Origin of the sequence: [Haemophilus] ducreyi (genome assembly GCF_900109315.1) — a bacterium.
GTDB classification, from domain to species: Bacteria; Pseudomonadota; Gammaproteobacteria; order Enterobacterales; family Pasteurellaceae; genus Haemophilus_B; species Haemophilus_B ducreyi.
Map to the genome: position 1 here is coordinate 87,653 of NZ_FOJC01000007.1, position 24,333 is coordinate 111,985.

Annotated in this window: 36 protein-coding genes and 4 pseudogenes; 35 read left to right on the forward strand and 5 right to left on the reverse strand. The window is 41.5% G+C overall.

Translation table 11 applies throughout. The features are described from left to right. Nucleotides 1–61: 61 nt before the first annotated feature. The 3 genes from BMX01_RS05895 to yggU all read left to right on the forward strand — a co-directional run bounded on the left by BMX01_RS05895 (nt 62) and on the right by yggU (nt 1,368). Entirely contained in the window at nt 62–403 is a 342-nt protein-coding gene (locus BMX01_RS05895; RefSeq protein WP_064082153.1) for a YggL family protein, read from the forward strand. 138 nt (nt 404–541) lie between these two features. Beyond that, nucleotides 542–1,075, forward strand: a complete 534-nt coding sequence (locus BMX01_RS05900) for a YggT family protein (RefSeq protein ID WP_064082152.1) — start codon at nt 542–544, stop codon at nt 1,073–1,075. Next, nucleotides 1,075–1,368, forward strand: a complete 294-nt coding sequence (gene yggU / locus BMX01_RS05905) for a DUF167 family protein YggU (RefSeq protein ID WP_074647955.1) — start codon at nt 1,075–1,077, stop codon at nt 1,366–1,368. Before BMX01_RS05900 ends, yggU begins: the two co-directional genes overlap by 1 nt. A gap of 105 nt (nt 1,369–1,473) precedes the next feature. On the opposite strand, the gene BMX01_RS05910 is transcribed toward yggU, so the two are convergent. The 5 genes and pseudogenes from BMX01_RS05910 to BMX01_RS05930 all read right to left on the reverse strand — a co-directional run bounded on the left by BMX01_RS05910 (nt 1,474) and on the right by BMX01_RS05930 (nt 6,230). Continuing rightward, nucleotides 1,474–2,877, reverse strand: a complete 1,404-nt coding sequence (locus BMX01_RS05910; protein ID WP_064082151.1) for a cytochrome c peroxidase — start codon at nt 2,875–2,877, stop codon at nt 1,474–1,476. 164 nt (nt 2,878–3,041) lie between these two features. Then, nucleotides 3,042–3,365, reverse strand: coding sequence for a zinc ribbon domain-containing protein YjdM (locus BMX01_RS05915; protein WP_074647957.1), 324 nt, complete (start codon nt 3,363–3,365; stop codon nt 3,042–3,044). A gap of 116 nt (nt 3,366–3,481) precedes the next feature. Beyond that, nucleotides 3,482–4,789, reverse strand: coding sequence for a sodium ion-translocating decarboxylase subunit beta (locus BMX01_RS05920; protein ID WP_064082149.1), 1,308 nt, complete (start codon nt 4,787–4,789; stop codon nt 3,482–3,484). 11 nt (nt 4,790–4,800) lie between these two features. Next, nucleotides 4,801–5,331, reverse strand: a pseudogene (locus BMX01_RS05925) (biotin/lipoyl-containing protein); the annotation flags it as partial. A 221-nt stretch (nt 5,332–5,552) separates the two neighbouring features. Then, the gene (locus BMX01_RS05930; RefSeq protein WP_064083352.1) at nt 5,553–6,230 is read right to left on the reverse strand and encodes a helix-turn-helix domain-containing protein; all 678 of its coding nucleotides are present in this window, start codon (nt 6,228–6,230) and stop codon (nt 5,553–5,555) included. Nucleotides 6,231–6,380: 150 nt separating this feature from the next. Between BMX01_RS05930 and BMX01_RS05935 the strand changes: the two genes are divergently transcribed. The 32 genes and pseudogenes from BMX01_RS05935 to BMX01_RS06080 all read left to right on the forward strand — a co-directional run bounded on the left by BMX01_RS05935 (nt 6,381) and on the right by BMX01_RS06080 (nt 24,275). Then, nucleotides 6,381–6,599: a helix-turn-helix domain-containing protein gene (locus BMX01_RS05935; RefSeq protein ID WP_064082146.1), complete on the forward strand. Its 219-nt coding sequence runs from the start codon at nt 6,381–6,383 to the stop codon at nt 6,597–6,599. A gap of 9 nt (nt 6,600–6,608) precedes the next feature. Further along, a pseudogene (locus BMX01_RS05940) lies at nt 6,609–8,015 on the forward strand (transposase domain-containing protein); the annotation flags it as partial. A gap of 57 nt (nt 8,016–8,072) precedes the next feature. Continuing rightward, complete coding sequence (locus tag BMX01_RS08010; RefSeq protein ID WP_231087467.1) at nt 8,073–8,591, forward strand: Mu transposase C-terminal domain-containing protein; 519 nt, start codon at nt 8,073–8,075, stop codon at nt 8,589–8,591. Nucleotides 8,592–8,649: 58 nt separating this feature from the next. After that, nucleotides 8,650–9,567, forward strand: a complete 918-nt coding sequence (locus tag BMX01_RS05945) for an AAA family ATPase (RefSeq protein WP_064082145.1) — start codon at nt 8,650–8,652, stop codon at nt 9,565–9,567. Nucleotides 9,568–9,569: 2 nt separating this feature from the next. Beyond that, a complete protein-coding gene (locus BMX01_RS05950; RefSeq protein ID WP_064082144.1) occupies nt 9,570–9,881 on the forward strand; it encodes a hypothetical protein in 312 nt (103 codons plus the stop codon). 12 nt (nt 9,882–9,893) lie between these two features. Beyond that, on the forward strand, nt 9,894–10,142 hold the full coding sequence (locus tag BMX01_RS05955) for a hypothetical protein (RefSeq protein WP_064082143.1): 249 nt from the start codon (nt 9,894–9,896) through the stop codon (nt 10,140–10,142). Next, nucleotides 10,139–10,402 carry a hypothetical protein gene (locus tag BMX01_RS05960; RefSeq protein ID WP_064082142.1) on the forward strand — a complete coding sequence of 88 codons (264 nt, stop codon included), beginning with the start codon at nt 10,139–10,141 and terminating at the stop codon, nt 10,400–10,402. The genes BMX01_RS05955 and BMX01_RS05960 overlap by 4 nt, the downstream gene beginning before the upstream one ends. 10 nt (nt 10,403–10,412) lie before the next feature. Further along, a complete protein-coding gene (locus BMX01_RS05965; protein ID WP_064082141.1) occupies nt 10,413–10,937 on the forward strand; it encodes a host-nuclease inhibitor Gam family protein in 525 nt (174 codons plus the stop codon). Further along, nucleotides 10,937–11,125 (forward strand): hypothetical protein, encoded by a 189-nt coding sequence (locus BMX01_RS05970; RefSeq protein WP_064082140.1) that lies wholly within the window; start codon nt 10,937–10,939, stop codon nt 11,123–11,125. Before BMX01_RS05965 ends, BMX01_RS05970 begins: the two co-directional genes overlap by 1 nt. 73 nt (nt 11,126–11,198) lie before the next feature. Continuing rightward, the gene (locus tag BMX01_RS05975; RefSeq protein WP_064082139.1) at nt 11,199–11,387 is read left to right on the forward strand and encodes an ANR family transcriptional regulator; all 189 of its coding nucleotides are present in this window, start codon (nt 11,199–11,201) and stop codon (nt 11,385–11,387) included. 9 nt (nt 11,388–11,396) lie between these two features. Continuing rightward, a complete protein-coding gene (locus BMX01_RS07860) occupies nt 11,397–11,570 on the forward strand; it encodes a hypothetical protein (protein WP_169828941.1) in 174 nt (57 codons plus the stop codon). Between the two features lie 9 nt (nt 11,571–11,579). Next, nucleotides 11,580–11,819 carry a hypothetical protein gene (locus tag BMX01_RS05980; RefSeq protein ID WP_064082138.1) on the forward strand — a complete coding sequence of 80 codons (240 nt, stop codon included), beginning with the start codon at nt 11,580–11,582 and terminating at the stop codon, nt 11,817–11,819. Nucleotides 11,820–11,838: 19 nt separating this feature from the next. After that, nucleotides 11,839–12,084 carry a DUF551 domain-containing protein gene (locus BMX01_RS05985; protein ID WP_064082137.1) on the forward strand — a complete coding sequence of 82 codons (246 nt, stop codon included), beginning with the start codon at nt 11,839–11,841 and terminating at the stop codon, nt 12,082–12,084. Between the two features lie 32 nt (nt 12,085–12,116). Further along, on the forward strand, nt 12,117–12,428 hold the full coding sequence (locus BMX01_RS05990) for a hypothetical protein (protein WP_064082136.1): 312 nt from the start codon (nt 12,117–12,119) through the stop codon (nt 12,426–12,428). A gap of 3 nt (nt 12,429–12,431) precedes the next feature. Further along, complete coding sequence (locus tag BMX01_RS05995) at nt 12,432–12,974, forward strand: gp16 family protein (RefSeq protein WP_074647960.1); 543 nt, start codon at nt 12,432–12,434, stop codon at nt 12,972–12,974. Further along, entirely contained in the window at nt 12,961–13,503 is a 543-nt protein-coding gene (locus tag BMX01_RS06000; RefSeq protein ID WP_074647962.1) for a hypothetical protein, read from the forward strand. The genes BMX01_RS05995 and BMX01_RS06000 overlap by 14 nt, the downstream gene beginning before the upstream one ends. A 168-nt stretch (nt 13,504–13,671) precedes the next feature. Next, nucleotides 13,672–14,094: a Mor transcription activator family protein gene (locus BMX01_RS06005; RefSeq protein WP_064082133.1), complete on the forward strand. Its 423-nt coding sequence runs from the start codon at nt 13,672–13,674 to the stop codon at nt 14,092–14,094. 88 nt (nt 14,095–14,182) lie between these two features. Beyond that, nucleotides 14,183–14,728: an N-acetylmuramoyl-L-alanine amidase gene (locus tag BMX01_RS06010; RefSeq protein ID WP_064083350.1), complete on the forward strand. Its 546-nt coding sequence runs from the start codon at nt 14,183–14,185 to the stop codon at nt 14,726–14,728. 2 nt (nt 14,729–14,730) lie between these two features. After that, nucleotides 14,731–14,964 (forward strand): hypothetical protein, encoded by a 234-nt coding sequence (locus BMX01_RS06015; RefSeq protein WP_064082131.1) that lies wholly within the window; start codon nt 14,731–14,733, stop codon nt 14,962–14,964. Beyond that, on the forward strand, nt 14,954–15,190 hold the full coding sequence (locus BMX01_RS06020) for a DUF2644 domain-containing protein (protein WP_064082130.1): 237 nt from the start codon (nt 14,954–14,956) through the stop codon (nt 15,188–15,190). The genes BMX01_RS06015 and BMX01_RS06020 overlap by 11 nt, the downstream gene beginning before the upstream one ends. Beyond that, a complete protein-coding gene (locus BMX01_RS06025; RefSeq protein ID WP_064082129.1) occupies nt 15,190–15,456 on the forward strand; it encodes a DUF2681 domain-containing protein in 267 nt (88 codons plus the stop codon). The genes BMX01_RS06020 and BMX01_RS06025 overlap by 1 nt, the downstream gene beginning before the upstream one ends. Then, nucleotides 15,449–15,586: a hypothetical protein gene (locus BMX01_RS06030; protein WP_200769377.1), complete on the forward strand. Its 138-nt coding sequence runs from the start codon at nt 15,449–15,451 to the stop codon at nt 15,584–15,586. Before BMX01_RS06025 ends, BMX01_RS06030 begins: the two co-directional genes overlap by 8 nt. Further along, nucleotides 15,586–15,813, forward strand: a complete 228-nt coding sequence (locus BMX01_RS06035) for a TraR/DksA family transcriptional regulator (protein ID WP_064082127.1) — start codon at nt 15,586–15,588, stop codon at nt 15,811–15,813. Before BMX01_RS06030 ends, BMX01_RS06035 begins: the two co-directional genes overlap by 1 nt. Further along, entirely contained in the window at nt 15,810–16,139 is a 330-nt protein-coding gene (locus tag BMX01_RS06040) for a DUF2730 domain-containing protein (RefSeq protein ID WP_231087430.1), read from the forward strand. Before BMX01_RS06035 ends, BMX01_RS06040 begins: the two co-directional genes overlap by 4 nt. Nucleotides 16,140–16,144: 5 nt before the next feature. Next, nucleotides 16,145–16,438, forward strand: coding sequence for a VpaChn25_0724 family phage protein (locus BMX01_RS06045; RefSeq protein ID WP_064082126.1), 294 nt, complete (start codon nt 16,145–16,147; stop codon nt 16,436–16,438). Between the two features lie 33 nt (nt 16,439–16,471). Beyond that, entirely contained in the window at nt 16,472–17,041 is a 570-nt protein-coding gene (locus BMX01_RS06050; RefSeq protein WP_064083349.1) for a DUF3486 family protein, read from the forward strand. Then, nucleotides 17,041–18,603: pseudogene (locus BMX01_RS06055) on the forward strand (terminase large subunit domain-containing protein). The gene BMX01_RS06050 and the pseudogene BMX01_RS06055 overlap by 1 nt, the downstream one beginning before the upstream one ends. 8 nt (nt 18,604–18,611) lie before the next feature. Further along, nucleotides 18,612–20,178, forward strand: a pseudogene (locus BMX01_RS06060) (DUF935 domain-containing protein). Beyond that, nucleotides 20,165–21,499 carry a phage head morphogenesis protein gene (locus BMX01_RS06065; RefSeq protein ID WP_074647963.1) on the forward strand — a complete coding sequence of 445 codons (1,335 nt, stop codon included), beginning with the start codon at nt 20,165–20,167 and terminating at the stop codon, nt 21,497–21,499. The pseudogene BMX01_RS06060 and the gene BMX01_RS06065 overlap by 14 nt, the downstream one beginning before the upstream one ends. 124 nt (nt 21,500–21,623) lie before the next feature. Next, complete coding sequence (locus tag BMX01_RS06070) at nt 21,624–22,058, forward strand: phage virion morphogenesis protein (protein WP_064082123.1); 435 nt, start codon at nt 21,624–21,626, stop codon at nt 22,056–22,058. Nucleotides 22,059–22,275: 217 nt separating this feature from the next. Then, entirely contained in the window at nt 22,276–23,349 is a 1,074-nt protein-coding gene (locus BMX01_RS06075) for a phage protease (protein WP_074647966.1), read from the forward strand. Then, entirely contained in the window at nt 23,349–24,275 is a 927-nt protein-coding gene (locus BMX01_RS06080) for a Mu-like prophage major head subunit gpT family protein (RefSeq protein WP_064082121.1), read from the forward strand. Before BMX01_RS06075 ends, BMX01_RS06080 begins: the two co-directional genes overlap by 1 nt. Nucleotides 24,276–24,333: the final 58 nt, after the last annotated feature.

The window sequence follows — 24,333 nt, forward strand, 5'->3', positions numbered from 1 at the left end:
CGGTCTATTTTTTGATTACTTTTTCATTATTCATTCTTTACTTATTTGAGAGGAAATAAAAATGGCTATTCAACGTAATGCGCGTCAGCGTAAAAAAATGCATTTGGCAGAATTCCAAGAGTTAGGTTTTTTGGTGAAATTCCAATTTGCAGAGAATACGGGTATCGATCAAATTGATGCGACCATTGATCGTTTTATCAATGAGGTAATTAAACCAAATGGGCTTGCTTATGAGGGTAGCGGTTATTTACATTGGGAAGGTTTGGTTTGTTTAGAGAAATTAGGCAAGTGTGAGGCTTCACACCAGCAAATCGTTAAACAGTGGTCAGAAAGTAATGGGTTAAGCCAAGTGGAGATCAGTGAGCTATTCGATATTTGGTGGGATTATCCAACCGAAGTTTAATGGTTGATGCACGGAAGTGATGGGTATAAGTATTTAGGTTGAGCTTGAATTTTTGCTAAAAAAACCGCTTGTATGCATTGCTTCCGTGTTTATTTAGGGCATATTGCTTGAGTCTGTGTTGTTTGAAAGGAAGGTAAGATGCAATTTTTAGCACCAATTATTTCGATTGTGGTTGGTTTTTTGAGTTTTGTGCTAGTGCTGCGCACTTGGATGCAATTCTGTCAAGTTAGTGCTTATTTGCCATTATCACAATCATTATTACGTTTAACCGCGCCTATGGTTAATCCGGTGAGTAAGTTTATTCCAACCGTTAAAAATATTAATTTTGCCGCATTGTTAATTGCATTAGCGTTGTTAGCGGTGGAGAAAGGGGTATTAGGTTTGCCTTTGACTATGGCAGTATTAGTCGGGTTGTTAGGCATTATTAAGATGTTTGGGCAGATTCTTTTTTTCACTACGCTTATTCGCGCTTTAATGAGTTGGGTTACGCGCGGTGATCATCCTTTAGATGAGGTTATTGCTCAGATTACGGAGCCGGTATTAGGCATTATTCGTAAAATTTTACCTCGTACGGGGATGTTAGATTTTTCGGTGATGCTGTTAGGCTTTGGTTTGTTATTGCTGAATAATCTATTTTATAGTGTATTCGGTGCTTTTTGGGCGGTTGCCTGATGAAAGCGGTCGAGTTTGTTGAAAATCCGTACGGTATTCGCCTGCGGATTTTTTTACAGCCCAAAGCGAGTCGCGATCAAATTGTGGGGTTGCATGATAATGAATTTAAGGTTGCAATCACTGCACCGCCTGTTGATGGGGCGGCTAATGCGTATTTGCTTAAATATTTGAGTAAGTTATTTAAGGTGCCCAAAAGTAGCATTGTGTTGGAAAAAGGTGAGTTACAACGGCATAAGCAGTTATTTGTGCCAGCACCAAAGCTGTTGCCTAAGGAGATTGAGCAGTGGCTTTGAGCTTGTGTAATGTCAGTGTTTAGTGGTATATGATTGAATGAAAAAGCGGTGGAATATGCGATACAATCCGCATATTTCACCGCTTTTTAGGGTATACTAACGATTTTATTTGATCATTTTTTCGTTAGTTAGGGTTTTACCTTGGTATTCGCCGGTTAGCGATTCTAAGAAGGCGACAATTTCGTTTAATTCGGTTTCTGAGAAGTCTTTATTACTTTGATAATGTCCCATAATCCGTACCGCTTCTTTGAGGTCTTTAGCGCTTGCATCGTGCATATAAGGTGCGGTTAAGGCAACGTTACGTAATGTAGGCACTTTGAAGCGGTGTTTGTCGCTTGGATCTTTGGTTACTGCAAAACGGCCTTCATCTGCTTCAGTTAATGGTGTGCCACGATCTTTGAAGTAATCGCCGTATAAGCCTAAGTATTCAAAGGATTGACCACCCATTGCCGTGCCGGTATGACAGGTGTCACATTTAGCTTTTTGGAAATGTTCGTAACCACGTTTTTGTACATCTGTTAAGGCGGTTTGGTCGCCTTTTAAGAAGCGGTCAAAGGCGCTGTTTGGTGTGATTAATGTTTTCTCAAATTCACCAATGGCGTTAGTTACGCTCTCTTGTGTTAAGTGAGGATAGACGGCAAAGAAGCGTTGTTTAAATTCTTCATCTTGATCTAAGCGCGCTAAAATTTCATCCCAGGTTTTTGAGCCCATTTCTACAGGGTTGGTTGGTGGTCCACCTGCTTGGTCTGCTAATGTTTTGGCTCGCCCATCCCAGAATTGCCATTTGTTAAATGCAGCATTAAATACGCTTGGTGCATTAATCCCGCCTTTTTTGCCGTCAATACCTTCAGAAACCGGTAAATTATCTACCCCACCTTGAGTGAGTAGGTGGCAGGTATTACATTGAATTGAACCATCGCCAGATAAGCGGCCATCAAAATAAAGCGCTTCACCTAAGGCAACTTTGTGTGGATCCGTGGTTAGTTGATCAGGAATCGGTTGCACAAGGCGGTTTGCGTTGGCACTTTCTACGTTCGGTAGGAAGTGCGCTTTACGTTGTTGGTGAATCCAGTCAAGAATGGCTTTTTTCTGTGTTTCGTCAGGACGTGATCCCCAGTGAACATGTACATATTTGGCAATTGGCATTTCGTCGTTGTGGATAACTTGTTCAAGTTTCGCTAGGTCAGCTTCAGAAAGTTTGCTTGGATCTTTCATGCCGTCAAGTAGGCGGTCGAAACGGAAGAAGCGCATGCCTCTTTCGATGTCTTGTGCCATTAATTGACTCGCGATAGGTAATTTAGCGTAAGCCGGTAATTCTGCATCAGGCGTATGGCAATAATGGCAGCCATTTTCAAACATGATGTTGGCGACAGCTTGATGTGATTCGGGTAATGCTGCTTTTTCAAGTAATTTGGGCGCTTGTTCTGTATCAAACCAGTATGTATAGCCGACTAAAGAAAAATAGCCAATACCGCCAACAGCTAATGCTGAAAGAAGATATTTTTTCATAGGTAAATCCCCCACAAGGAACTAAAGTTAAAAATGTGTTTATCACTAAAAGTATTAAAATCTCATTCTAGTTAATAATGTAAATTTATGAAATCTATTGTATTGATAAGTTAAGTCGATGAAAGGCATTGTGTAACGATAATGCCTTTCTATAAGAGGATGGGTTAGGCTTTTTTGAGGAATTCTGATTTAAGCATAATTTTGCCACAATCTACATTGTGGTCGCCATCTACTAAGCGGATACCTTTAAATTTGGTTCCTTTTTTTAACACTTCTGATGAGCTTTTTAATTTTAGATCTTTGATTAATAATACGCTATCGCCATCGGCTAATAAGTTGCCATTACTGTCTTTAACGATTAGTTGATCTTCATCGGCGGTGTTAATTTCTTCGCCCGCCCATTCATAGGCACAATCAGGACAAACAAATTGAATAGTGTCGTGATAGGTGTTTTCGCTTTTACACGTTGGGCAAATTGGATATGTCATAAATTAAGTCCTTTTAGGTAATAGAAAGCGGTTATTTTATACTGAAATGGTTAAAAAAGGTAAAAGAAAAGCGGTCTATTTTGTTGAGAAATAGACCGCTTAACAGTTAAGCCATTTTAGATCATGGTGGAGATATATTTTAACATTATGCCTGCTGCAATCGCTGAGCTGATCACGCCAGCTACGTTAGGCCCCATTGCGTGCATTAATAAGAAGTTTTGTTTATCAGCTTCTAAGCCAATTTTATTCGATACACGTGCAGCCATTGGTACGGCAGATACACCCGCTGATCCTATAAGTGGATTAATTTTGTGTTTGCTAAATGTATTCATTATTTTTGCCATAATCACACCGCTTGCCGTGCCAATGGCAAAAGCAACAATGCCTAGTAGTAGAATACCGAGCGTTTGTGGCTGTAGGAATTTATCAGCGACTAACTTGGCGCCTACAGATAAGCCTAAGAAAATAGTGACAATATTGATTAAGGCGTTTTGGGCGGCTTCATTCAGCCGTTCTACCACGCCACTGGCGCGCATGAGATTACCAAAACAGAACATGCCAAGTAATGGTGCTGCATCCGGTAATAATAAGGCAACAAGTAGTAATAATACGATCGGAAAGACTATTTTCTCACGTGTGCTGACAGTGCGTAATTGCACCATGCGAATTTTGCGTTCTTGTTCGGTGGTTAATGCTTTCATAATCGGTGGTTGGATTAAGGGAACAAGCGCCATATAGGAATAGGCGGCTACTGCAATGGCGCCTAATAGCTCAGGGGCGAGTTTGCTAGCAAGGTAAATAGCGGTTGGGCCATCTGCACCACCAATAATGCCGATTGCAGCCGCTTGTGGTAGGCTGAAGTCAATAATACCTAACCAATTTAATCCTAATGCGCCTAATACTGTTGTAAAGATACCAAATTGTGCTGCGGCACCAAGTAATAATGTGCGTGGGTTGGCTAGCAAGGGACCAAAATCAGTCATTGCGCCTACTCCCATAAAAATGATGAGCGGAGCTACGCCATAGCCAATAGCAACTTTATAAAACAGTGCAAGTATTCCTGCGTTATATCCCAAATCACTGGCAATCACTTCTAATTCGTTTTGAACTGATGGTGGAGCGAATGCGATGGCTTGTTTAATCGTGTGCACATCAAGTGAGCTACTATTTACCTTTTCCGCAATGATGGTGAGTTGTTCGGTGTGAGCATAGTGCAGTAAATGATCTAATGCGGTCATTGCAAGCCCGGCTTCCGGAATATTGGATAGTAAGCCACCAAAGCCGATGGGGAAGAGTAATAGCGGTTCAAAACGGCGAGCAATTGCCAGCCAAAGTAATATGAGGCTGACAATGATCATAATCACTTGCCCTAGCGTGATATGCATAATTCCCATGCCTTGAAATAGCGCAATGATACTTTCCATAAGTACTCCTATTATGCTAGGTTCATTAATACTTGATCAACGGCAACAACATCACCTTGCTTCACGGTAATTGTTTGTACAATGCCGGCGTGAGCTGCGCAAATTTGCGTTTCCATTTTCATCGCTTCAAGAATGAGTAATACTTCACCTTCTGCAACTTGTTGGCCTTCCGTGACCGCTACTTTGAGGATATTGCCAGCCATTGGCGCGGTTACAGGTTCTGAGCTTTGGGCGGAGGGTGGCTCAGTCGCAGTTGTATGATTAGCCTGTGTTGTGGGGGTAATTTGAGTAATATCCCCGCCTTCACTTACTTTAACGACAAACGTTTTACCTTCTACTTCTATAGTATAGACCGCTGTTTCATGTGTTTTTGTATTGTGTACAACACTTGATTTTGGATCTTCGTTTGTTATTTGATTAGCGGTAGGCGCTGGCTCAAAGGCGGTTGGATTATGGCGATTTTCAAGGAATTTCCAGCCAACTTGTTGGAAAAGTGCAACAATTAGCACATCATCAATGTTATGTTCTGATTGTATAAAACCATTAATATTAAGAAATAAAGAAATATAGGGAATTGGCGGGAAAAAACGGGAAGAAGTGGGACGTGAACCATTGAAAATAGGGGCTTCGTGATGAAAGCCCCTTTATTTTTACTCAAAGAAAAGCAGAAATAATGAATTGCGAAAAATTTTGCTGAAATGGCGAAATTGCACATTAAAACAACGAAATGCACATCTACCATTTAAAAGGCTTTAAATGCCATTTAAATTAAATCATGCCCAATATAGACAACCTGCCCAATAACTTCGAAATCTAAGCCATCATTAAATATCACATCAACAGGGCTGTAAATCTCTTTGTTATCACTAATTAGCCGAATACCGTTAATAATGCCCTGCACACGTTTAACCCACAGTTGTTCGCCTTGTCTTAACACATAGATCTTGCCGTCCTTTGGTTGCTTTGCGCCAAGATTTACTAAAAGCATATCCCCATCATAGATCGTAGGATACATAGAATCGCCCGAAGCGGTAATAAAAGCTAACTGGTTCAAATAAAAGCCCCGTAAATTAAGCCAGCGCTTGCTTAGCCCTATGTAATCATCTGGTGCATACGTCCCCTCACTAATCGCAGTAAAGCCCGCTGAATCCGTAATATTGTAGAACGGCACACGCTCTAAGCTATCTGCGTTTTGTACGGCGGTGAGCGTTGGAATAGATGGCGTGGGGTTATCCACGCTTAAATCAAAGCCTAATGCTTGCTGTACGTCTTTTGGCAATGATGTGTAGTGGTATTTAACAGCTCCTCCTTGTACCCCGTCCTTATTTCTTTTCTTCCATTGTTGCGTTCTCGCTTTCTTATTTATCCCTTGCGGACTATTTGGAAGTCCTTCACATCCTATCAGTTCATTGGCTGAAAACCATTCTTTAAAGTTTCTCATAAATCAACCTTTTCAGAAACTCAGTTTCTAAAAAATAATTATTCTCTAACTTATTGATTTTAAACATATTCACAATGAGGTTATGAAAATTTGAGTGTATAGTTTCCAAAGTTTCTAAAGAATAATTCTTCTACATAAGGATAACACATAATGACAACGAGCAATAAAAATCAAGATATGCATCGAGCAGATATTGTTGCGTCAGTAAGAAAGGCTGGAACAACTCTTGCAAGGCTATCAACAGAAGCAGGGTTACATCCGAGAACACTGAATAACGCATTAGAACGGAAATATCCAAAAGGCGAGCAAATCATCGCAAAGGCAATTGGCAAAACGCCACAGGAGATTTGGCCTTCTCGTTACGAATAGGAGAGCTTTATGAACGAATGGTTCTCAGCTACTGATCTAGCTGGTTTAGCAGGAATGCCAAGTTCTCCACAAGGCGTAAATAAAAAAGCCAGACAGGAACTATGGAAAAAGAAACAGCAAGAAGGGAAACAGGGCAAAGCATACGAATACCTCCTCACCAGCCTTCCCCCTGAAACCCAACAGGCCCTCAAAATTCAATATGCGAAGAGCCTAAAAACAGAAATAAACGTGACGGATAAAGCTGAAAAAGGCAAAGCCGAACGTTATGTAAAAGAAGCTTTATGGCAGCCGTTTGATAAAGCAACCGCAAAACAGAAAAGCAAAGCGGAAACTAAATACCACGCTTGCGTGGCGGTTGAAAACTTAGTGAGAGAGAAAACTCCATTAATGGAAGCTCTCGAGATTGTGGCAAACGCCCAAGCAGTTTCTATCGGTTCTTTAAAAAATTGGTATTACAAAGTACGCAACTTTGAGCAGTCTGACTGGCTTGCAGTCTTGCTTACACGCAGTGGCAAAACGGCAAAGGAACACTTAAAAGCCGAATTTGATTTAGAAGCTTGGGACGTGTTTTTGGCGGATTATCTCAGACCGGAAAAACCCACACTTGCTGCTTGTTATGAACGCCTTAAACGTTCAGCACAAGAAATGGGTTGGCAAATTCCAAGCTAGCAAACGGTGCAACGCAAATTAGAACGTGATGTGCCGTATGAAGTACGAGTGTTAAAACGAGAGGGAGAATATGCACTCACCCAATTAGTGCCAAGTTTGAAACGAACCGTGGCAGATATTCAAGCAATGGAATGGATTAACGGGGACGGTTATCAGCACAACGTATTTGTGCGGTGGAAAAACGGCGAAATTGTTCGACCTAAAACGTGGTTTTGGCAAGACATTCGCACAAGAAAAATTTTGGGTTATCGCTGCGATATTAGCGAAAACACAGACAGCATACGCTATGCACTCATGGATGTTATCTACAAATATGGCATACCACGCCATATCACGATAGATAACACCCGAGCAGCAGCGAATAAATGGATGACAGGCGGTGTGCCAAACCGCTACCGCTTCAAAGTGAAGCCTGATGACCCAAAAGGGATTATTCCTCTACTCAGTATTCAGTTGCACTGGACGAGCGTAATCGCCGGCACAGGTCACGGGCAAGCCAAGCCGATTGAACGTGCATTTAGTCACGGTGGTGTGGGCGAATTAGTTGATAAAGACCCAGCCTTAGCAGGGTTTTACGCTGGTGCGAATGTGTATGACAAGCCTGATAACTATAACGGCGGTAAAGACGGTGTGGATTACGAAACCTTTATGCAAGCACTTGCCAGAGGCGTAGAAATCTTCAATACCCGAGAGGGGCGAAACACCGAAATTTGCCAAGGAATTTTCAGCTTTGACCAAGTGTTTGCAAGAGATTACGCCCAAGCCACCGTACGAAAAGCCAGCCCTGAGCAGTTAAGAATGTTAATGCTAACCAGCGAAAAACAACGCTTAACCAAAAATGGCGAGTTCACGCTCAACGCCGGTGGCAAGTTGTACGGCAGAACCAATAGCTACTTTGCAGAAAGTTTGCGTGGCACACATCACAAAGAAGTGGTGGTGCGGTTTGACCCCGAGAAACTCCACGAAACCGTGTATGTGTACAGCTTAGACGGCGTGTTTTTGGCAGAAGCGCAATGTAATCAAGCAAAAGGCTTTGGCGATACTGAAGCAGCACGTACACAAAAACGCTTACGTGAACGTATCGTTAAAAATATGAAACGTATTGCGAAAGATATGGAATTGATGGAAGCCAACGAAGTGGCGCAATTCCAGCCTGAAGTAAAAGAAGAACCGAAACTTCAGCCGAACATCATCGAAATGGCAATCAAAGACGGCAACGTCATGCGCAAAGTACAAACGGTGCAAGCGGTTGAAGAAGAGGAAGAAGACATTAGCGAATTTGAACAGGCATTTATGAAAGCGGTTGCGATGAAAAGCAAGTAAATACAACGCTTTAAACTGTATTTAAACATTTAAACGAACATTTAAATGGAGTTTAAACATGGAATTAATCAACAAAATCAAACAACACATCGCCGAGACCAACGGCTCACAGGCAAAACTGGCAAAAGAAGCAGGCATTAATGCAGGCGCATTATCGGCCTATCTCAACGGTAATTATCAGGGAGATATTGCAAATTTAGAAGCAAAATTAACCGCTTACTTTGAGAAAAAAGAAGTGCAAGCACGTGAGTTTGTAGAAGCACCGGCGTTTATTGAAACCGCAACAGCAAAACAGATTTTTAAAACCCTTGAATTTGCCCAAATTGCTAACTGCATGGCGACCGTTTACGGCATGAGCGGTGTAGGTAAAACGAAAGCGATTCAGGAATTTAAAAGAGGTCGTGCCAACGTTTGGCTAGTTACGGCAAGCCCAAGCCGCTCAAGCCTAAGTGAGATTTTATACGAAATCGCTCTTGAGCTAGGTATTTCAGACGCACCACGTCGCAAGGGCACGTTATCACGCTTAATCGCTCGCAAGATTAACGGCACAGAGGGCTTACTGATTATTGATGAAGCGGATCACTTGCCATACGAAGCACTCGAAGAGTTACGCATTATGCAGGAAGAAGCCAATATCGGCTTAGTATTAGTCGGTAACGACAAAGTGTACACACGAATGAAAGGCGGTATTAGCCCTCACCACGAATATGCCCGACTTTGGAGCCGTGTGGCGAAAAATACAAGCATCCAACGCACGAAACAAGCAGACACGAAAGCCGTAGCTCAAGCATGGGGATTAGACGACGACAGCGATGCACTTAAAGTCATGCAATCAATTACCGAAACCGGTGGCGGCTTACGTATCTTAACTCAAACACTACGCCTTGCAGGCATGGTAGCGAAAGGATCAGGTAAGTTAATTACTGCAGATTTAATCATCCAAGCTCGCCAAGAGTTACTAGGGAAAGGAGATTAACAATGAAAGCATTAAAACCAAACCACAATATTAACCGCACAAACCAAGTGGCGTGCAGATTTTTAAAACAGACTCAAAAAGCAATTATCCGCCTTAATAGCCTTGGTTTTACGGTGTTAAACATTGATTTTACTCGTATTAAACCACGCATTGAAGTGGAAGTTGGTAATAACAAACATATTGCTGAAATTCTTATATCAGAGAACAAAGCCTATCGCTATAGCTTCGGTAAAAGTGAGGATTTAGGCAGATGGGAAGGCTACTACACCATGCTTGAGGGCATTCGGGTGTGTTGGAAACAATCAATTAACTAATAGGAGAACACCATGACAGAACAAGTCATTATAGGCAAATTTGCCGTTACACCACCGCTTTTATGGGATGACATTGAAGACGGTAATGAATATGCGGTAATCGATACCACTGATGCAGGTGATTGGTGCGTAAGAATGCAAAAAATAGACAAATCAAACCGTTATTTCTTCGTGTTAGCACAGTCCGCACGAGTGTTTGATAACACCGTTGAAGCAAGCGAATTTATCCATGCTTTGGAAGCATTAGGAGGTAAAAAATGAGTGAGCAAATCACAAAAGAAGAGTGTAAGAATCAGCTTACAGAATTGGGGGTAATGTATGAAAAATTGCCAATCGCAATAAGTAAACATATTTGCAATGCAACAACAGAATTACACGGAAGAACTTTTAAAGTGGAAGTTTGCGAAAGAATTGGAATTGGTGTGCAAATTAAGGTTAAGGGAAAAGATAAATCTTGTTTGGTTACGTACGAAGCCATGTTGAATATGGCAGAAGCAATGGGATTATTTGATAACGAATAAAGGATAAAAAATGGCAAAACAACCCACTAAAACACGCGTAAAACAACCCGCAAAGTTGCGTTTTACTACTGAAGAACAAGTACAAAGTGCAATTAAGGAAATTGGCGATTTAAGCCGTGAGCATACTCGCCTCAGCACAGAAATGAATGACTTAATCGCCGAAACAAGCGAGCGTTACGCCCCAGAATTGAAGCGTTTACAAGCTGAAATCGAACCTTTGCGAAAGGCAGTGCAGGAATACTGTGAAGCAAACCGAGATGAATTGACTGAGAACGGCAAAAGTAAAACAGCAAATTTTGTGATAGGTGAGGTGCAATGGCGACAACGTCCACCGTCGGTGGCAATTCGTGGAGCGGATGCTGTGCTTGAGTTTATGCAACGTATGGGATTTGACCGCTTTATTCGTACCAAAAAAGAGATCAACAAAGAAGCCCTACTCCTTGAGCCTGAAGTGGCAAAAGGGATTGCTGGGGTTACGATTAAGCAAGGTGTAGAAGATTTTGTGATTAAACCATTTGAGCAGGAGACGGCATAATGTGGAAACCGACAAAAGGCGAATATGACAGAGCCGAGAAGTTATTACAAGTGTACTGCATATCAGATCAAGAGCGTGAAACATTACACGAAATCAAGTATGCATACGAAAATCCTGTGGAACTTGATTGGTTACAAAGAGCGGTACTTATGGCGTTAGAGCAAAAATATGACGGTCAAAAAGATTAAAGCCTATTTAAACGCTCTTTAAACCTAATTTTAAGGGGCGTTCATAATAAGTTTTAAACCACGGGAGAACATTATGAGTACACCAAAATTTGACCGCTACAAATACTATTCAGAAGGGGCTGCAAAGCTAGAAGCGCAGGGCAATTATGCCGAAGCCGCCTTCAAATGGGAAGTCGCCAGACTGTCAGCTAAAGGAAACAATATTCAATGGACAGAACAACGACAAGCATTTTGCGAACGTATGCGAGATAAACCATTTTAAGGATGAATTATGATGACCGATTCACGCAAAACCGAGTTAGAAACCCAGCTAAACGAAGTAATTATACAGCTTCAACAAGCACAAAAATCACTTCGGAAAAACGAATTTACCCACGCTGCAATCTTTATTGGCAATGCACAAAACCAGTTGCCAAAAGTGAGAATGGTATTAGCAAAATATTAGGAGCTAACAATGTTAAAAGAAACTGATTTAATCGAAGGTCATAAATACATCGCTAAAACAGGGAAAATCACCAAAAGTTTACTCGGAAAAAGAGAAATATTTAAGATTTATCCTGATGATGGCTTAGTAACTTATTGCGAAGTAAAAGAACGTAGAAATAAATGTAGTTGCAGCATTGTTGCTACGCTAAAAACCGTATCAATTAAGTCATTTTTGCGGTGGGCTGGAAAGGATATTACGAAAGAATAAATCTTATAAAGGAGCTGTTATGCAATGGTTAGAACAAGAAAATAGTAACTGGATATCGGTTACAGATACATTACCAGAAATTAACCCAATTTATGAATTTTTTGAGAAAACAGGCGATTGTTTATTGTATGGGTTAGAGGAAGAATACGATATTCCGCATCAATTTATTGGTTATATGATAACTGGAAATCGATTCTACAGTGAAAATGGAGAATGTTACAAAGTAACCCACTGGCAATATTTGCCAAAACCACCTACGAAGTAAGTACATTATTTTCTTAAAAATAGGAGTGAAATATGAAAGTAGAATTATATGAATATATAGCGGTTTTTGAAGACGACGAACCAACAAAAGATAAGTGCTTAGAAATCGTAGCTGATAAAAGAGAATGGACATTCTTTTCTTACCACATAAGCACTTCGTTAGAAGAGATTGCACAAAAAATTCTTGAAGCGAGATATAACAATTGGGAAATGTGGGATGAAGATGATTATGTGTATCTCATTGTAAGAAAATACGGTGATGAAGAATGGGAACTACATAAAGCAACAATTCAATATAGATTGTACGTAGATACTGAAGAAATCTATTTTGATGATGAGGAATAACGCATGACCGACAAGGCTAAACTTATTCAACTTATTCACATAGCTAAAAGTCAGTTGAATGTGGATGACTCAAGCTATCGTGAGATACTTAAACGATTAACAAATAAAGAAAGCTCAACAAAATGCACTATCGTAGAACTACACAAAGTGTTACACGAACTGCAAAAGAAAGGCGCAAAAGTAAAATGGTTTGCTAAAAAAACGAAAAAACCGACCGCCTATAGCCCTGCTACCGGTGAAACCCCAGTAAAAAGTGAGATAGCGCACAAAATTAGAGCGGTTTGGATCAGTATGGGTAAACATGGTTTTTTAAAAGATTCAAGTGAGCAAGCTTTAAATGCGTATGTGCGTAAAATCATCAATAAAAACCGCACGGTATTAGTGCTAAATGTCGGTGCGTTAGACGCAAATGACGCAAGCAGAATTCTTGAAATCTTGAAACAATGGCACATTCGAGTAATGAAAAAAACATTAGAAGAAAAAGGGCTACTGTTAGTGGGTAAAGATTACGATTTAATGGTGGAGGCTTACAATGAAACTCTGTAGATGCCCGATTTGCCACAGCGATATTCACTTAGAAGGCTTAATCGAAGATGATGCAGGACGAGAACTGCTTGGTAAAATTAGCCAACTGACACACGGCACTGCTCAACCAATGGTCGCTTATTTAGGCTTGTTTAAACCCACCAAAAGCAACCTTAACAACGCCCGAGCGTTGAAAATTGTGAATGAAGTCTTGGCGCTTTACTCTTGTTCGTTATTACTGGCGCACGCACTCTCTGAAACGGTGGCAAGTATCCGCAAAAAACGCCAGCAAGCATTGCAAACAGGGCAAAAAATCGAACCGCTTACTAATCATAACTATTTAAAATCGGTCTATGAAACGCAAAAGCCGCATTTTGCGGTAGTGAGAACAGGTAAACATCAGAGCGAAGAAGTTAAAGCGCAACAGGCTGAAGAAGAACAAATTAGAAATGCGGTGTTATATGTGCAACGATTTGTTGATTTAGGGCGAGAAGATTTTGTTAAAAATAGCCCAGATTATCAAATTTGGTTGAAATATAACAACAGATAAGCCGATTAAATAATAAGCAATTAAAAATTACTAAAATAGCCTTTTTTATCATATATATCAATGATATATAAATCATTAAACTCGTATCGCCTTAAAATTTTTCACTCTATTGCACAACAAATTACTATAATTTGTTCCATGAGTTGATGGATTTTGAGGCATTTTTTTATGCAGAAAGGACAAGCAGAACTTTTTGATGATGAGCATGCGGAAATCGGGGCGTTATTTGATAATTTAGATAATATCCCAGAAAGTGAAGTACAGAATCGCTGGCCGCAGTTGTTAGCGGAAGTAATTGATGTGATGCAAGCAGAACTTATTCGTCAAAAATTTGCAGAAGATAATGCAAAATTGACCGCTTGCAAACTTGCCGGCGTTATAGCACATTACTTTGGTGGCAAGTCGTTTTATCTGCCGGCAGGCGATAAAATCAAAGAAGCATTACGCGATGTACAAGTTTATCAAGAGTTTGATGGCAAAAATATTCCGGAACTGATTAGAAAATACCGATTGTCTCAAACAACAATTTATGCGATCTTACGCCAACAACGTGCATTACAAAGAAAGCGACATCAACCGGATTTATTCTAACTTTGAACTGATATGTCGCAAACTTAACTAATCTTACAACAGATTAAACTCCAACTATCAACACAAAATTGATAGTTGGAGTTTTTTTATGTCCTTGCCTATTTTCAAAATCGTAGTGCATTGCTCGGCAACGCAAAACGGTAAATCACTAAAACAAGCGGATAAAACGTCTGCGCAAGTTCTCGACGGCTGGCACAAACAGCGTGGTTTTAAGCGCACAACAAGTGCAATCAAAGCCTTTAACTCACATTTAACTAGCCTTGGTTACCACTTTGTGATTGACATCGACGGCAAGATTGAAACCGGTCGCCAAGTGGGCGAAATCGGGGCGCACGTCAAAGGTCATAACAGCAATTCTGTAGGTATTTGCTTAATCGGTGGTGTTACTGCAAGCAGTAAAAATCACGCTGAATATACCAAAGCACAGTGGCAATCATTGCACAAACTTTTACGTGAACTGGAAGCTAAACACCCTAATGCCCGAATCTGCGGTCATCGTGATCTCTCCCCCGATTTAAATGGCGACGGCTCAATTACCCCAAATGAATGGGTAAAAGACTGTCCGTGTTTTGACGTATGGTCTTGGCTTGATTCTGAGCAAGTCGTGAACGTAGAACATTTATTTAAGGGATAAGTATGGTTTTTGCAGTATTTCTTTTAATTGCAAGCATCGTTGCGACATTGATTTTGTCAGTTGGCTATGATGATCCTTGGTATATACCAATGTTTGTGGCGATTGCTGCATTAACTTATTTAGTCACTGTGACAAGCAAAGCACAAGATTGTGAAGATTTTGGGTATTTTAGTTCGATGAATAACGTGTATGAATGTACGTTAGAGAAAACAAAGTTAGGAAAAAATGGCAATTAAAGAGCTAATTTCAAACGCAGACGGGCGTTTATCGACCACGGCAACCATCCAGTTTTTTGGTTTTTTAGCCGCTTTAGTGGTGATGCTGTTTTGCGTATGGATGGATAAATCGTATGTGCCAGAGTTGTTTAGCACGTTTTTATTTGCGTGCGTTGGCACTGCTGCCACAAAAGGCGCAGTAAACGCATTTCAGCGTTCTCGCAACAGCAACACGGAGGAAGAATAATGTTTACAACTCAACTTGCCGCTATTGTATCGGTGGTGGCATTACTTGGAGGCTGGGGCGTATTTAAAAGTGTACAAGTCAGCCGAGAAAAAAAGAAAAATCAAGCGCTATTGCAGAAAAATGAACAGTTAAAAACAGCTAAAGTGGTCGCTGAAACCAAAGTGAAGAATTTTGAAGTGAGAAAACAAAATGAAGAAAACATTAGTAGCACTAGCCGTGACGGGGTTATTGAGCGCTTGCACGCCAACAAAGACCTACGTGACTAATACGTCTTGTGCAGGCTTTGGTATTATTAAAGCAAGTCGTAAAGACACCACCGAAACGTTAGCGCAGATCCTTGTGCATAACACCACCTATCGCCAAATCTGCAAAGACGCAGCACAAAAGGATAAGTAATGCCTGATTTATTTGACCGCATTTCTGAACGTGAAGAGCAGATTTTAGAAATGCAACTTGCGCCACACTTAGACACGGCGCTCTCTGATGATGAAATCGAAGCCATTGCACAAGCAGGCCGTCAATGTAGCGAATGTGGTTTACCGATTCCTACGGCACGTTTACGTGTAGAGCCAATGGCACACCGCTGTATCAGTTGCCAAGAGGACTGGGAGGCAGGACGATGATGAATGATTTGTTTGAATTTGTGCGTGCCAATTTTGGGGTGATTTCCACGGTGGCTGCTGTGGTTGCAGGCACTTTTTGGCTGAAGCTTGACAGCAAATATGCGAAAAAAAACGATGTTGGGCAATTGCTGGAAGTGGCTAAAAATCACGACAGCCGTATTGCTATGCTCGAAAAGCAAGTGGAAAACTTACCCACAGCGGTGGATGTGGAACGTCTAAAAACGCTGGTCACAGATGTCAAGGGCGACACCAAAGCCACCAGCCGACAAATGGATGCCGTAAGCCACCAGTTGGGGCTGTTATTAGAAGCAAAACTGAAGGAATAATAAAAATGCTTAAAGAAGTATTAACACAAGACCAACGCTTAGTTATTTTACGCTCTTTAGCTGACGCAGGTTATGACGCTAATGAAAGTATTTTAGATGATTGCCTGGCACTTTATGGGCATAAGATTAGTCGAGATCTTGTTCGCAATCACTTAAATTGGCTGGAAGAACAAGGACTGGTACAAATTGAACGTTTATCAGGTCACTTTATGGTCGCAAAAATCACTCAGCGAGGGTTAGATGTTGCCAATGGCGAAGCCTTTGTGGATGGTGTTAAACGTCCTCGCCCGAAGATTTAAACGATTGTTAAACAAAATTTAAGGAGCGTTTAAATGGCAGAAAAAACAACCCGTGGACGTGCCAGTAAAGTCGATTTACTCCCACCGAATATCAAAACTCAGCTTGCGATGATGTTGCGTGATAAGCAATTCTCCCAAGCTGAAATTTTAGAAGAAATTAACGACTTGATCCGTGATTGCGGGCTACCCGATGCAATGAAATTAAGCAAAACGGGCTTAAATCGTTATGCCAGTCGAATGGAAAAAGTCGGGGTTAAAATTCGTCAAGCCCGAGAAGTGGCTGAAATCTGGACGAAACAATTTGGCGAAATGCCCCAATCTGATATTGGTAAAACGGTGATTGAATTGGTCAAACACCTTGCCTTTGAAATGTCATCCCAATATGCGGAAAACGGCATTGCAGAGCCGAAAGAATTAGCCATGCTTGCGGTAACAGTACAGCGATTAGAAGCCGCAGCTTCTTTAAGCTATGAACGTGAACGAAAAATTCGCAAAGAGGTGGCTCAACAGGCAGCAGAAGCCGCTGAAAAAGTGGTTGTGCAAGCGGGTATATCTAAATCTACCGTAGATCAACTTAAAGCCGAAATTTTAGGAATTGCGTAATGAGATTACCAGATTTTATCCCTTTTGACCCTAACGAATTGCTGCTCGGTTATCAAAAACGTTGGATTGCTGATGACAGCCAGCTCAAAATTGCCGAAAAATCTCGCCGTACGGGTTTAACGTGGGCAGAGGCAGCGGATGATGTGTTGATTGCGAGCCGAAATAAAGCCGATGGTGGCTCAGATGTGTTTTACATCGGTTCAAATAAAGAGATGGCACGTGAGTTTATTGACGCCTGTGCAATGTGGGCAAGTAAATTCAACCGTGCAACCGGTCAAATTCAAGAAGAAATTTTCGAAGATGAAGATAAGGATATTTTAACTTACGTTATCTACTTTGCTTCAGGTTTCAAAATTAAAGCACTATCATCTAACCCTAAGAACTTACGTGGTATGCAAGGGGTGGTTTGTATTGATGAAGCCGCTTTCCACGAAAAATTAGCCGAAGTCTTAAAAGCGGCGTTGGCTCTTACAATGTGGGGTGCGAAAGTGCGATTAATATCTACCCATAATGGCGTGGATAATCTATTTAATCAGCTGATTTTAGATAGCCGTGCAGGGCGAAAACGCTACTCTATCCATACCATTACGCTCGATGATGCGTGTCGTGAAGGCTTGTATCAACGCATTTGCTAAGTAAGCAAGCAAGAATGGACTCCAGCCAAAGAAGAGGCGTGGAAACATGATTTATTGCGAGATACCGCAAGCGAAGAAGACGCACTGGAGGAATATTACTGTGTGCCGAAGAAAAGCTCGGGTGGCTATATCCCCCGCCCTTTGATTGACCGTGCAGCCGATGAAAGCAAGGTGATTTTACGCTTTGAATGCAATGATAAGTTTATCACTTATTCAGAAGACGAACGTGTTGTGATGACCACGGAATGGTTATTGAAAGACGTTTTGCCACATCTTGAAAACTTAAATAAAGATTATCGGCATAGTTTTGGGGTGGACTTTGCACGAAGTGGCGACTTGAGTGTATTTAGTATTTGTGCCTGTTTGCCTAATACCGCTCGCCATATTGAATTAACCCTTGAAATTCGTAACTGCCCTTACGACCAGCAAAAGCAAATTATGCTGTTTCTTTTACCCAAACTCCCCCGTTTTATCGGGGCAGCATTTGACGCTACCGGTAATGGCGGTTATTTAGCAGAAAGTGCCTTGTTGCGTTATGGCTCATCAATGGTGGAAACCGTAATGCTTAATGACAAATGGTATTGGGAATGGATGCCAAAATATAAAGCACTTTACGAGTCGGATTTAATCCGTATTCCCAAAGATGAAGAAACTATCTTAGACCAAGGGCATATTGTCGTAATCAACGGCGTACCAAAAATTGATAAATCTCGCAATCAAGGCAAATCAGGCAAACGCCATGGCGACTCGGCGGTAGCGTACTGTATGGCTGTTAGAGCAAGTTATATGACCGGTGGTGAAATTGACTATATTCCATTGCCAGCCAAGCATACAAGTGCGGTCAAAAATGAGCAGGTTTTTTTCTACAATCCTGCCGAAATAGACGATTTAAACGCCCAATTCGGCTCGGATTGGGATAATGTATAGGGCAAATTATGCAAAGTAAAATTTTAGATATTCACGGCAATCCTTTTGTGTTCGATGATGATGTGCAAACGGAAAATAATAGCCAGTTGGGGTATTTACACCAACATTATAGCGAACACCCCACCAGTGGGCTAACGCCTACTCGTGCGGCAAGTATCTTGCGAGCGGCAGAACAAGGCGATTTGGTAGCGCAATCAGAACTTGCGGAAGATATGGAAGAAAAAGATGCCCATTTGCAGTCCGAAATTGGCAAGCGTCGCAACGCTATTCAGGCGGTAGATTGGCAAATTATCGCCCCACGCAATGCCACGACCGAAGAACAGCGTGATACGGATATGCTAAATGAAATCCTACAAGACGCTGTGTGGTTAGATGATTGTATTTTTGATGCGACCGACGCCATTTTAAAAGGCTTTAGCTGTCAAGAAATTGAGTGGGAACAAGGTTTAGTGGGGGGGCCTAAAACTGATTAAAAACGTACATTGGCGTGAACCGGCGTGGTTTATGACGCCTACTTTTGAGCGAAATAGTCTGCGTTTGCGTGACGGCTCAACCAATGGTGTGGATTTACAGCCCTTTGGTTGGGTGAACCATATCGCTAAGGCGAAGACAGGCTATCTTTCTCGTATTGGTTTAGTACGTTCGTTGGTATGGCCGTTTATTTATAAAAATTACTCAGCTCGGGATTTTGCCGAATTTTTAGAAATCTACGGCTTGCCATTACGTTTGGGTAAATATCCCGAAGGGGCAACGCAAAATGAGAAAAACACCTTGCTCCGTGCTGTAATGAGCATTGGGCATAACGCAGGTGGTATTATTCCCCGAGGCATGGATATTGAATTTGAAAAAGCTGCAGAAGGCGACAGCACCGCTTTTATGACGATGATTGAGTGGGCTGAAAAGTCAATGAGTAAATCCATTTTAGGTGGCACGCTCACATCACAAGCCGATGGTGCAAGCTCAACTAATGCCCTTGGCAATGTGCATAATGAAGTGCGGTCAGAAATTCGCAATGCAGACTTAAAACGCTTACAAGCCACACTTACACGGGATTTGGTTTATCCACTTTATGCACTTAACTGTAAGTCATTTAATGACGCTCGCCGTATTCCGCGCTTTGAGTTTGATATTTCTGAAAGCGAAGATATTACGAGCTTTGGGACTGGTCTTGGGGCATTGGTTGATTTGGGTTTTAGAATTCCGAAACAGTGGGCGCACGACAAATTACAAGTGCCGATTGCGGCTGAAAATGAAGAAATTTTAGAACGAAAAAATCTGCAAAATTCGACCGCACTTTTATCCGCTCAAGACAGGGGTAAAATGGCAATATTGTCGGTAAACCGTGATCCTGATGATTTACTAGATGAACTTGAGCCAACGGCAGAAGCATACCAAGAAATCATCGACCCAATACTAAAACCTGTAGTAGAAGCATTGGAAAAAGGCGGTTACGAATTTGCGCAAGAACGCATTGCAACGCTCTATGCCGATATGGACGATAATGAGTTGGAAAAAATGCTAACTCGTGCAATTTTTGTAAGTGAATTACTAGGACGCGCTAATGCCAACCGATAACGAAAAAAGCATTGATATGGGGTATGTGTTACGCCTTGAGCCTGAATTAGCGGTCGATTATTTGCGGGCAAAAGGCGTAAATATTACGTGGGACTGGCACGAGCAACTCGAATCAGCCCACGCCCGTGCGTTTACAGTTGCCAAAGCCACCCGTGCAGAAGTGTTAGACACGCTACGTTGGGCGACAGAGAAAGCGATTGCTGAAGGTATGCCTGAGCGCGAATATATTAAAAACCTTGAACCAATGCTAAAAACGCTGGGTTGGTGGGGGAAAACCGTGGATGAAGACGGAAACACCGTGCAACTCGGTAGCCCCCGTCGTTTAAAAACGATTTTACGCACCAATAAATCTACGGCATTTCACGCCGCACGTTATGCTAAGCAAATGGAGAATGCCGACGAGCAACCCTATTGGCAATATGTAGCACTGAAAGATAGCCGTACACGTGCAAGCCATTTGTCTTTACATGGCAAGGTATATCGTCTTGATGATCCGATTTGGCAAACAATGTATCCACCAAATGATTGGAATTGTCGCTGTCGTGTGCGTGCGTTAAGTGAGTTTGCACTTAAAAAGCAAGGATTAGCGGTATCTGACAGCCAAGGGCAAATGAGTACAGAAACTGCCGTGGCCGGCATCAATAAAAACACAGGTGAAGAAATTCGAACTACGGTCAGTAAAATTAAAACTGACCAAGGTGAAATGAAAGTGGGTGCTGGCTGGAATTATAATGTCGGTTCAGCTGCTTTCGGCACAGATATTGCAGTAATGCGTAAACTACAGCAAATTACAAATCGTGATTTACGCAGCCAAACAATACAAGCTATTAATAATAGCGAAGCACGACATAAGGCATTTGAAAACTGGGTAAAATCTAATTTAGGCAACCGTGGCGCAAGCCATCGTTATATTTCTGCAGGCTTTGTAAGCACAGAAATCGCTGAGAAAGTGACCGCACTTTCAAATGGTGAAAAAATACCTGAATTGGTGTTAGTAATGAGTGAGAAACGCTTAGCACACGCTAATAGTATTAAACACCACGAAACAGGTGTTGGATTAAGCGCGGAAGAATATGCGAGTATTTCACGGATTGTAGCAAATCCTAGTTTAGTTGTTTGGGATAGTGAACGTGGTCACCATAATTTAATTTATTTTAATGATGATAAAACAATAAAAGTTGTCGTTGATTCTCCGAGCAATGATAAATTAAAACCAGCTCAGAATGTCGATTCCGTGATTAATGCGTATAAAGTTGATTATAGTGATGTGTTAAATAAGATTCGTTCTGGTGTATATAAAATTGTGGAAGGAAAAGAATAGTTTGCGGGTTTGGCGAGTATCGAAGTCGCACAGAGCATTTAAAAATAAACGCTGTCCTACCAATTAGACAACAAGCCCGCTTAATATTCTTAATTTAACGCCAATTTTTAAAGGATGTCAATATATGTACTTTGAATTTGAATTCGACGACGATGAACTTCGCCAAGCCTTAAAACGGGTTGCAATGCTGAAGCATAACGCACATATTATGCGAAAAGTCGCAGGTGTACTGCAACAGGAAGCCGAAAGTGCGTTTGATAATGAAGCATCACCAAACGGTGAACAATGGGAAAAACTAAATAGCAATTATAAGAAACGCCGTTATGCGGCTGGATATACCGGCAATATTCTCCAAGTAACCGGTGACCTTGTGAAAAGCTTAAATATTGATTATGCCGATAATATTGCCATTGTTGGAGTATCTGAAACTTACGGTCAATACCATCAGTTCGGAACAAAGAATATGCCTGCCCGCGCATTCTTAGGTTTAAGCTATGATGGCATTGAAGAAATCAAAGCCATTTTAAACCGAGAATTATCGAAAACGGTACAATCTTAGTGTAGAATGTGAAAAACGCCTCAGAAACAATCTAAGCACGCTCTAAATTTAATAAGCATAGTTTTAGATTTAATTTATTTAAACGCTATAAATTCGATTTAACCGCCATCTTGTTTATTAAATCCCTTCATTGTTTAAAAGCTCACAGAAATGTGGGCTTTTTTGATTTTATATATCGCAAACAGACCTCTCTGATTTTTAAGCCACAATAGTTTGCATGAAAGCAAAGAAAACCCCCATTGCGGTTTTAACCGCACAATTAACCAGTCCAGACGGTTGGCAACAACTTTTGCCTAAAGGCGAATTTAGAGCAAGAGACGGCAGACCAGATGACGTGCCGCATTGGTTTTTAGATGAAACCATTGCTAATCGTCTAATCCAGAGAGCTAAAACTATCAAGCAAGATATTTTAGTCGATTATGACCATGGCACTCTTTTTAAGGCAAAAAAAGGTCTTGATGAGGGGGATGTAGTCGCTGCGGGTTGGTTTAATAATGTTGAAATGCAGTGGTTTGATGATGAAGAGCGACAAGGCTTATTTGTTAAGCCTCGCTGGACACCAAAAGCCTATCAGCAAATTAAAGATGGTGAGTACGCTTTCTTAAGTGCTGTTTCCCCTTATAATGAAAATGGCGAACCCCTCGAAATCCGAATGGCTGCACTGACAAATGACCCCGGTATTACGGGTATGAAACGGCTTGCAGTACTTTCGGCAATCACAGAACAACTGGAGAACACAAAAATGCCAGAATCATTGCGTAAATTACTCGCAAAACTCGGTGTTGAAGTCGCCGAAGGTGCAGAACTGACGGAAGAACAAGCACAAACTGCCTTTTCTGCTTTTGAAACTTTGCAAGCTGATAAAACCGCAGCTGATGACAAAGTAGCCGCATTAAGTGCTGCCGCAAAAGAAGTTGACTTAAGTGCTTATGTGCCGAAAGCAACTTATGACGCTGTAGTTAATCAAGTCGCAGTACTGTCGGCTCAAAATACAGAAACCGAAATTGAATCATTAGTCGGTAAGGCTCGTAATGAAGGACGCGCAGTTGAAGCGGAGGTAGATTATCTGAAGCAATTCGGCAAACAGCAAGGCGTTGCTGCATTATCGGCAATGCTTGATGCCCGCCCGCAAATTGCAGTGTTATCTGCACAGCAAACCCAAACTCAAAAGGTGGAAAAAACCGAAAAAGGGATTGCTGTGTTAAGTGCAGTTGAAAAAGATATGGCGCAACGCTTAGGTCTTAGCGAAGCGGATTTTTTGAAACAAAAAGAAGAAATGGAAGGTAACTAATGGCTAAGAATGTCACTCCTGAAATTGTAAAAGCCTTATTTGTAGGCTTTGCTAAAAACTTTAAAAATGGCTTGGCAAAAGCGCCTAGCCAATATACCAAGATTGCAACTGTGGTGAAATCAAGCACGGCAAGTAATTCCTATGCGTGGTTGGGGCAAATGCCGAAACTGACGGAATGGGTTGGTAAACGTACGATTACCGCAATCCAAAGTCACGGTTATTCAATTGAAAATAAATCTTTTGCAAACGGGGTGCAAATTAAACGCACGGATGTAGAAGACGATAACGAAGGCGTGTATAGCCCACTTATTGAAGATTTGGGACTAGCAGCAGGTACGCAACCTGATGAGCTTGTATTCGGCGCATTGAGGGTGGGTTTTAGTACGGCATGTTATGACGGTCAGTATTTCTTCGACACTGATCACCCTGTCGGGGCTAATGTAGATGGAACAGAACCAAAATCTGTGAGCAATATTACGGATGATGGGACTGGAGTTACGGAAGAAAATGCGTGGTATTTGTTAGACACATCTCGTGCATTAAAACCGATTATTTTCCAAGAGCGCAAACCACCTACACCAGCACAAATGACAGATGCAAATGCTCAAAAAGTATTTGAGGAGGACGTGTACACCTATGGTGTGGATAGCCGTTGTAATGTTGGTTATGGATTCTGGCAACAAGCTCATGCAGTGAAAGGCCAATTAACTGCTGAAAACTTGTGGAAAGCTATTACTGCAATGCGTGCGGTGCGTGGCGATGGTGATCATCGTTTAGGTATCAAGCCGACTGTGTTAGTTGTTCCGCCATCACTTGAGAAAGAAGCTACTCAGCTTTTAGAGCGTGAATTCCGTGTCGAAAACGGTGCAACGGTAGACAATGAATTTAAAGGTCGTTTAGAGCTGATTGTTGCTGAGTATCTCTAATCTCAAGCGGTCGAAATTTGTGATTTTTTTGCAAATTTGACTGCACTTTAAACCCGAT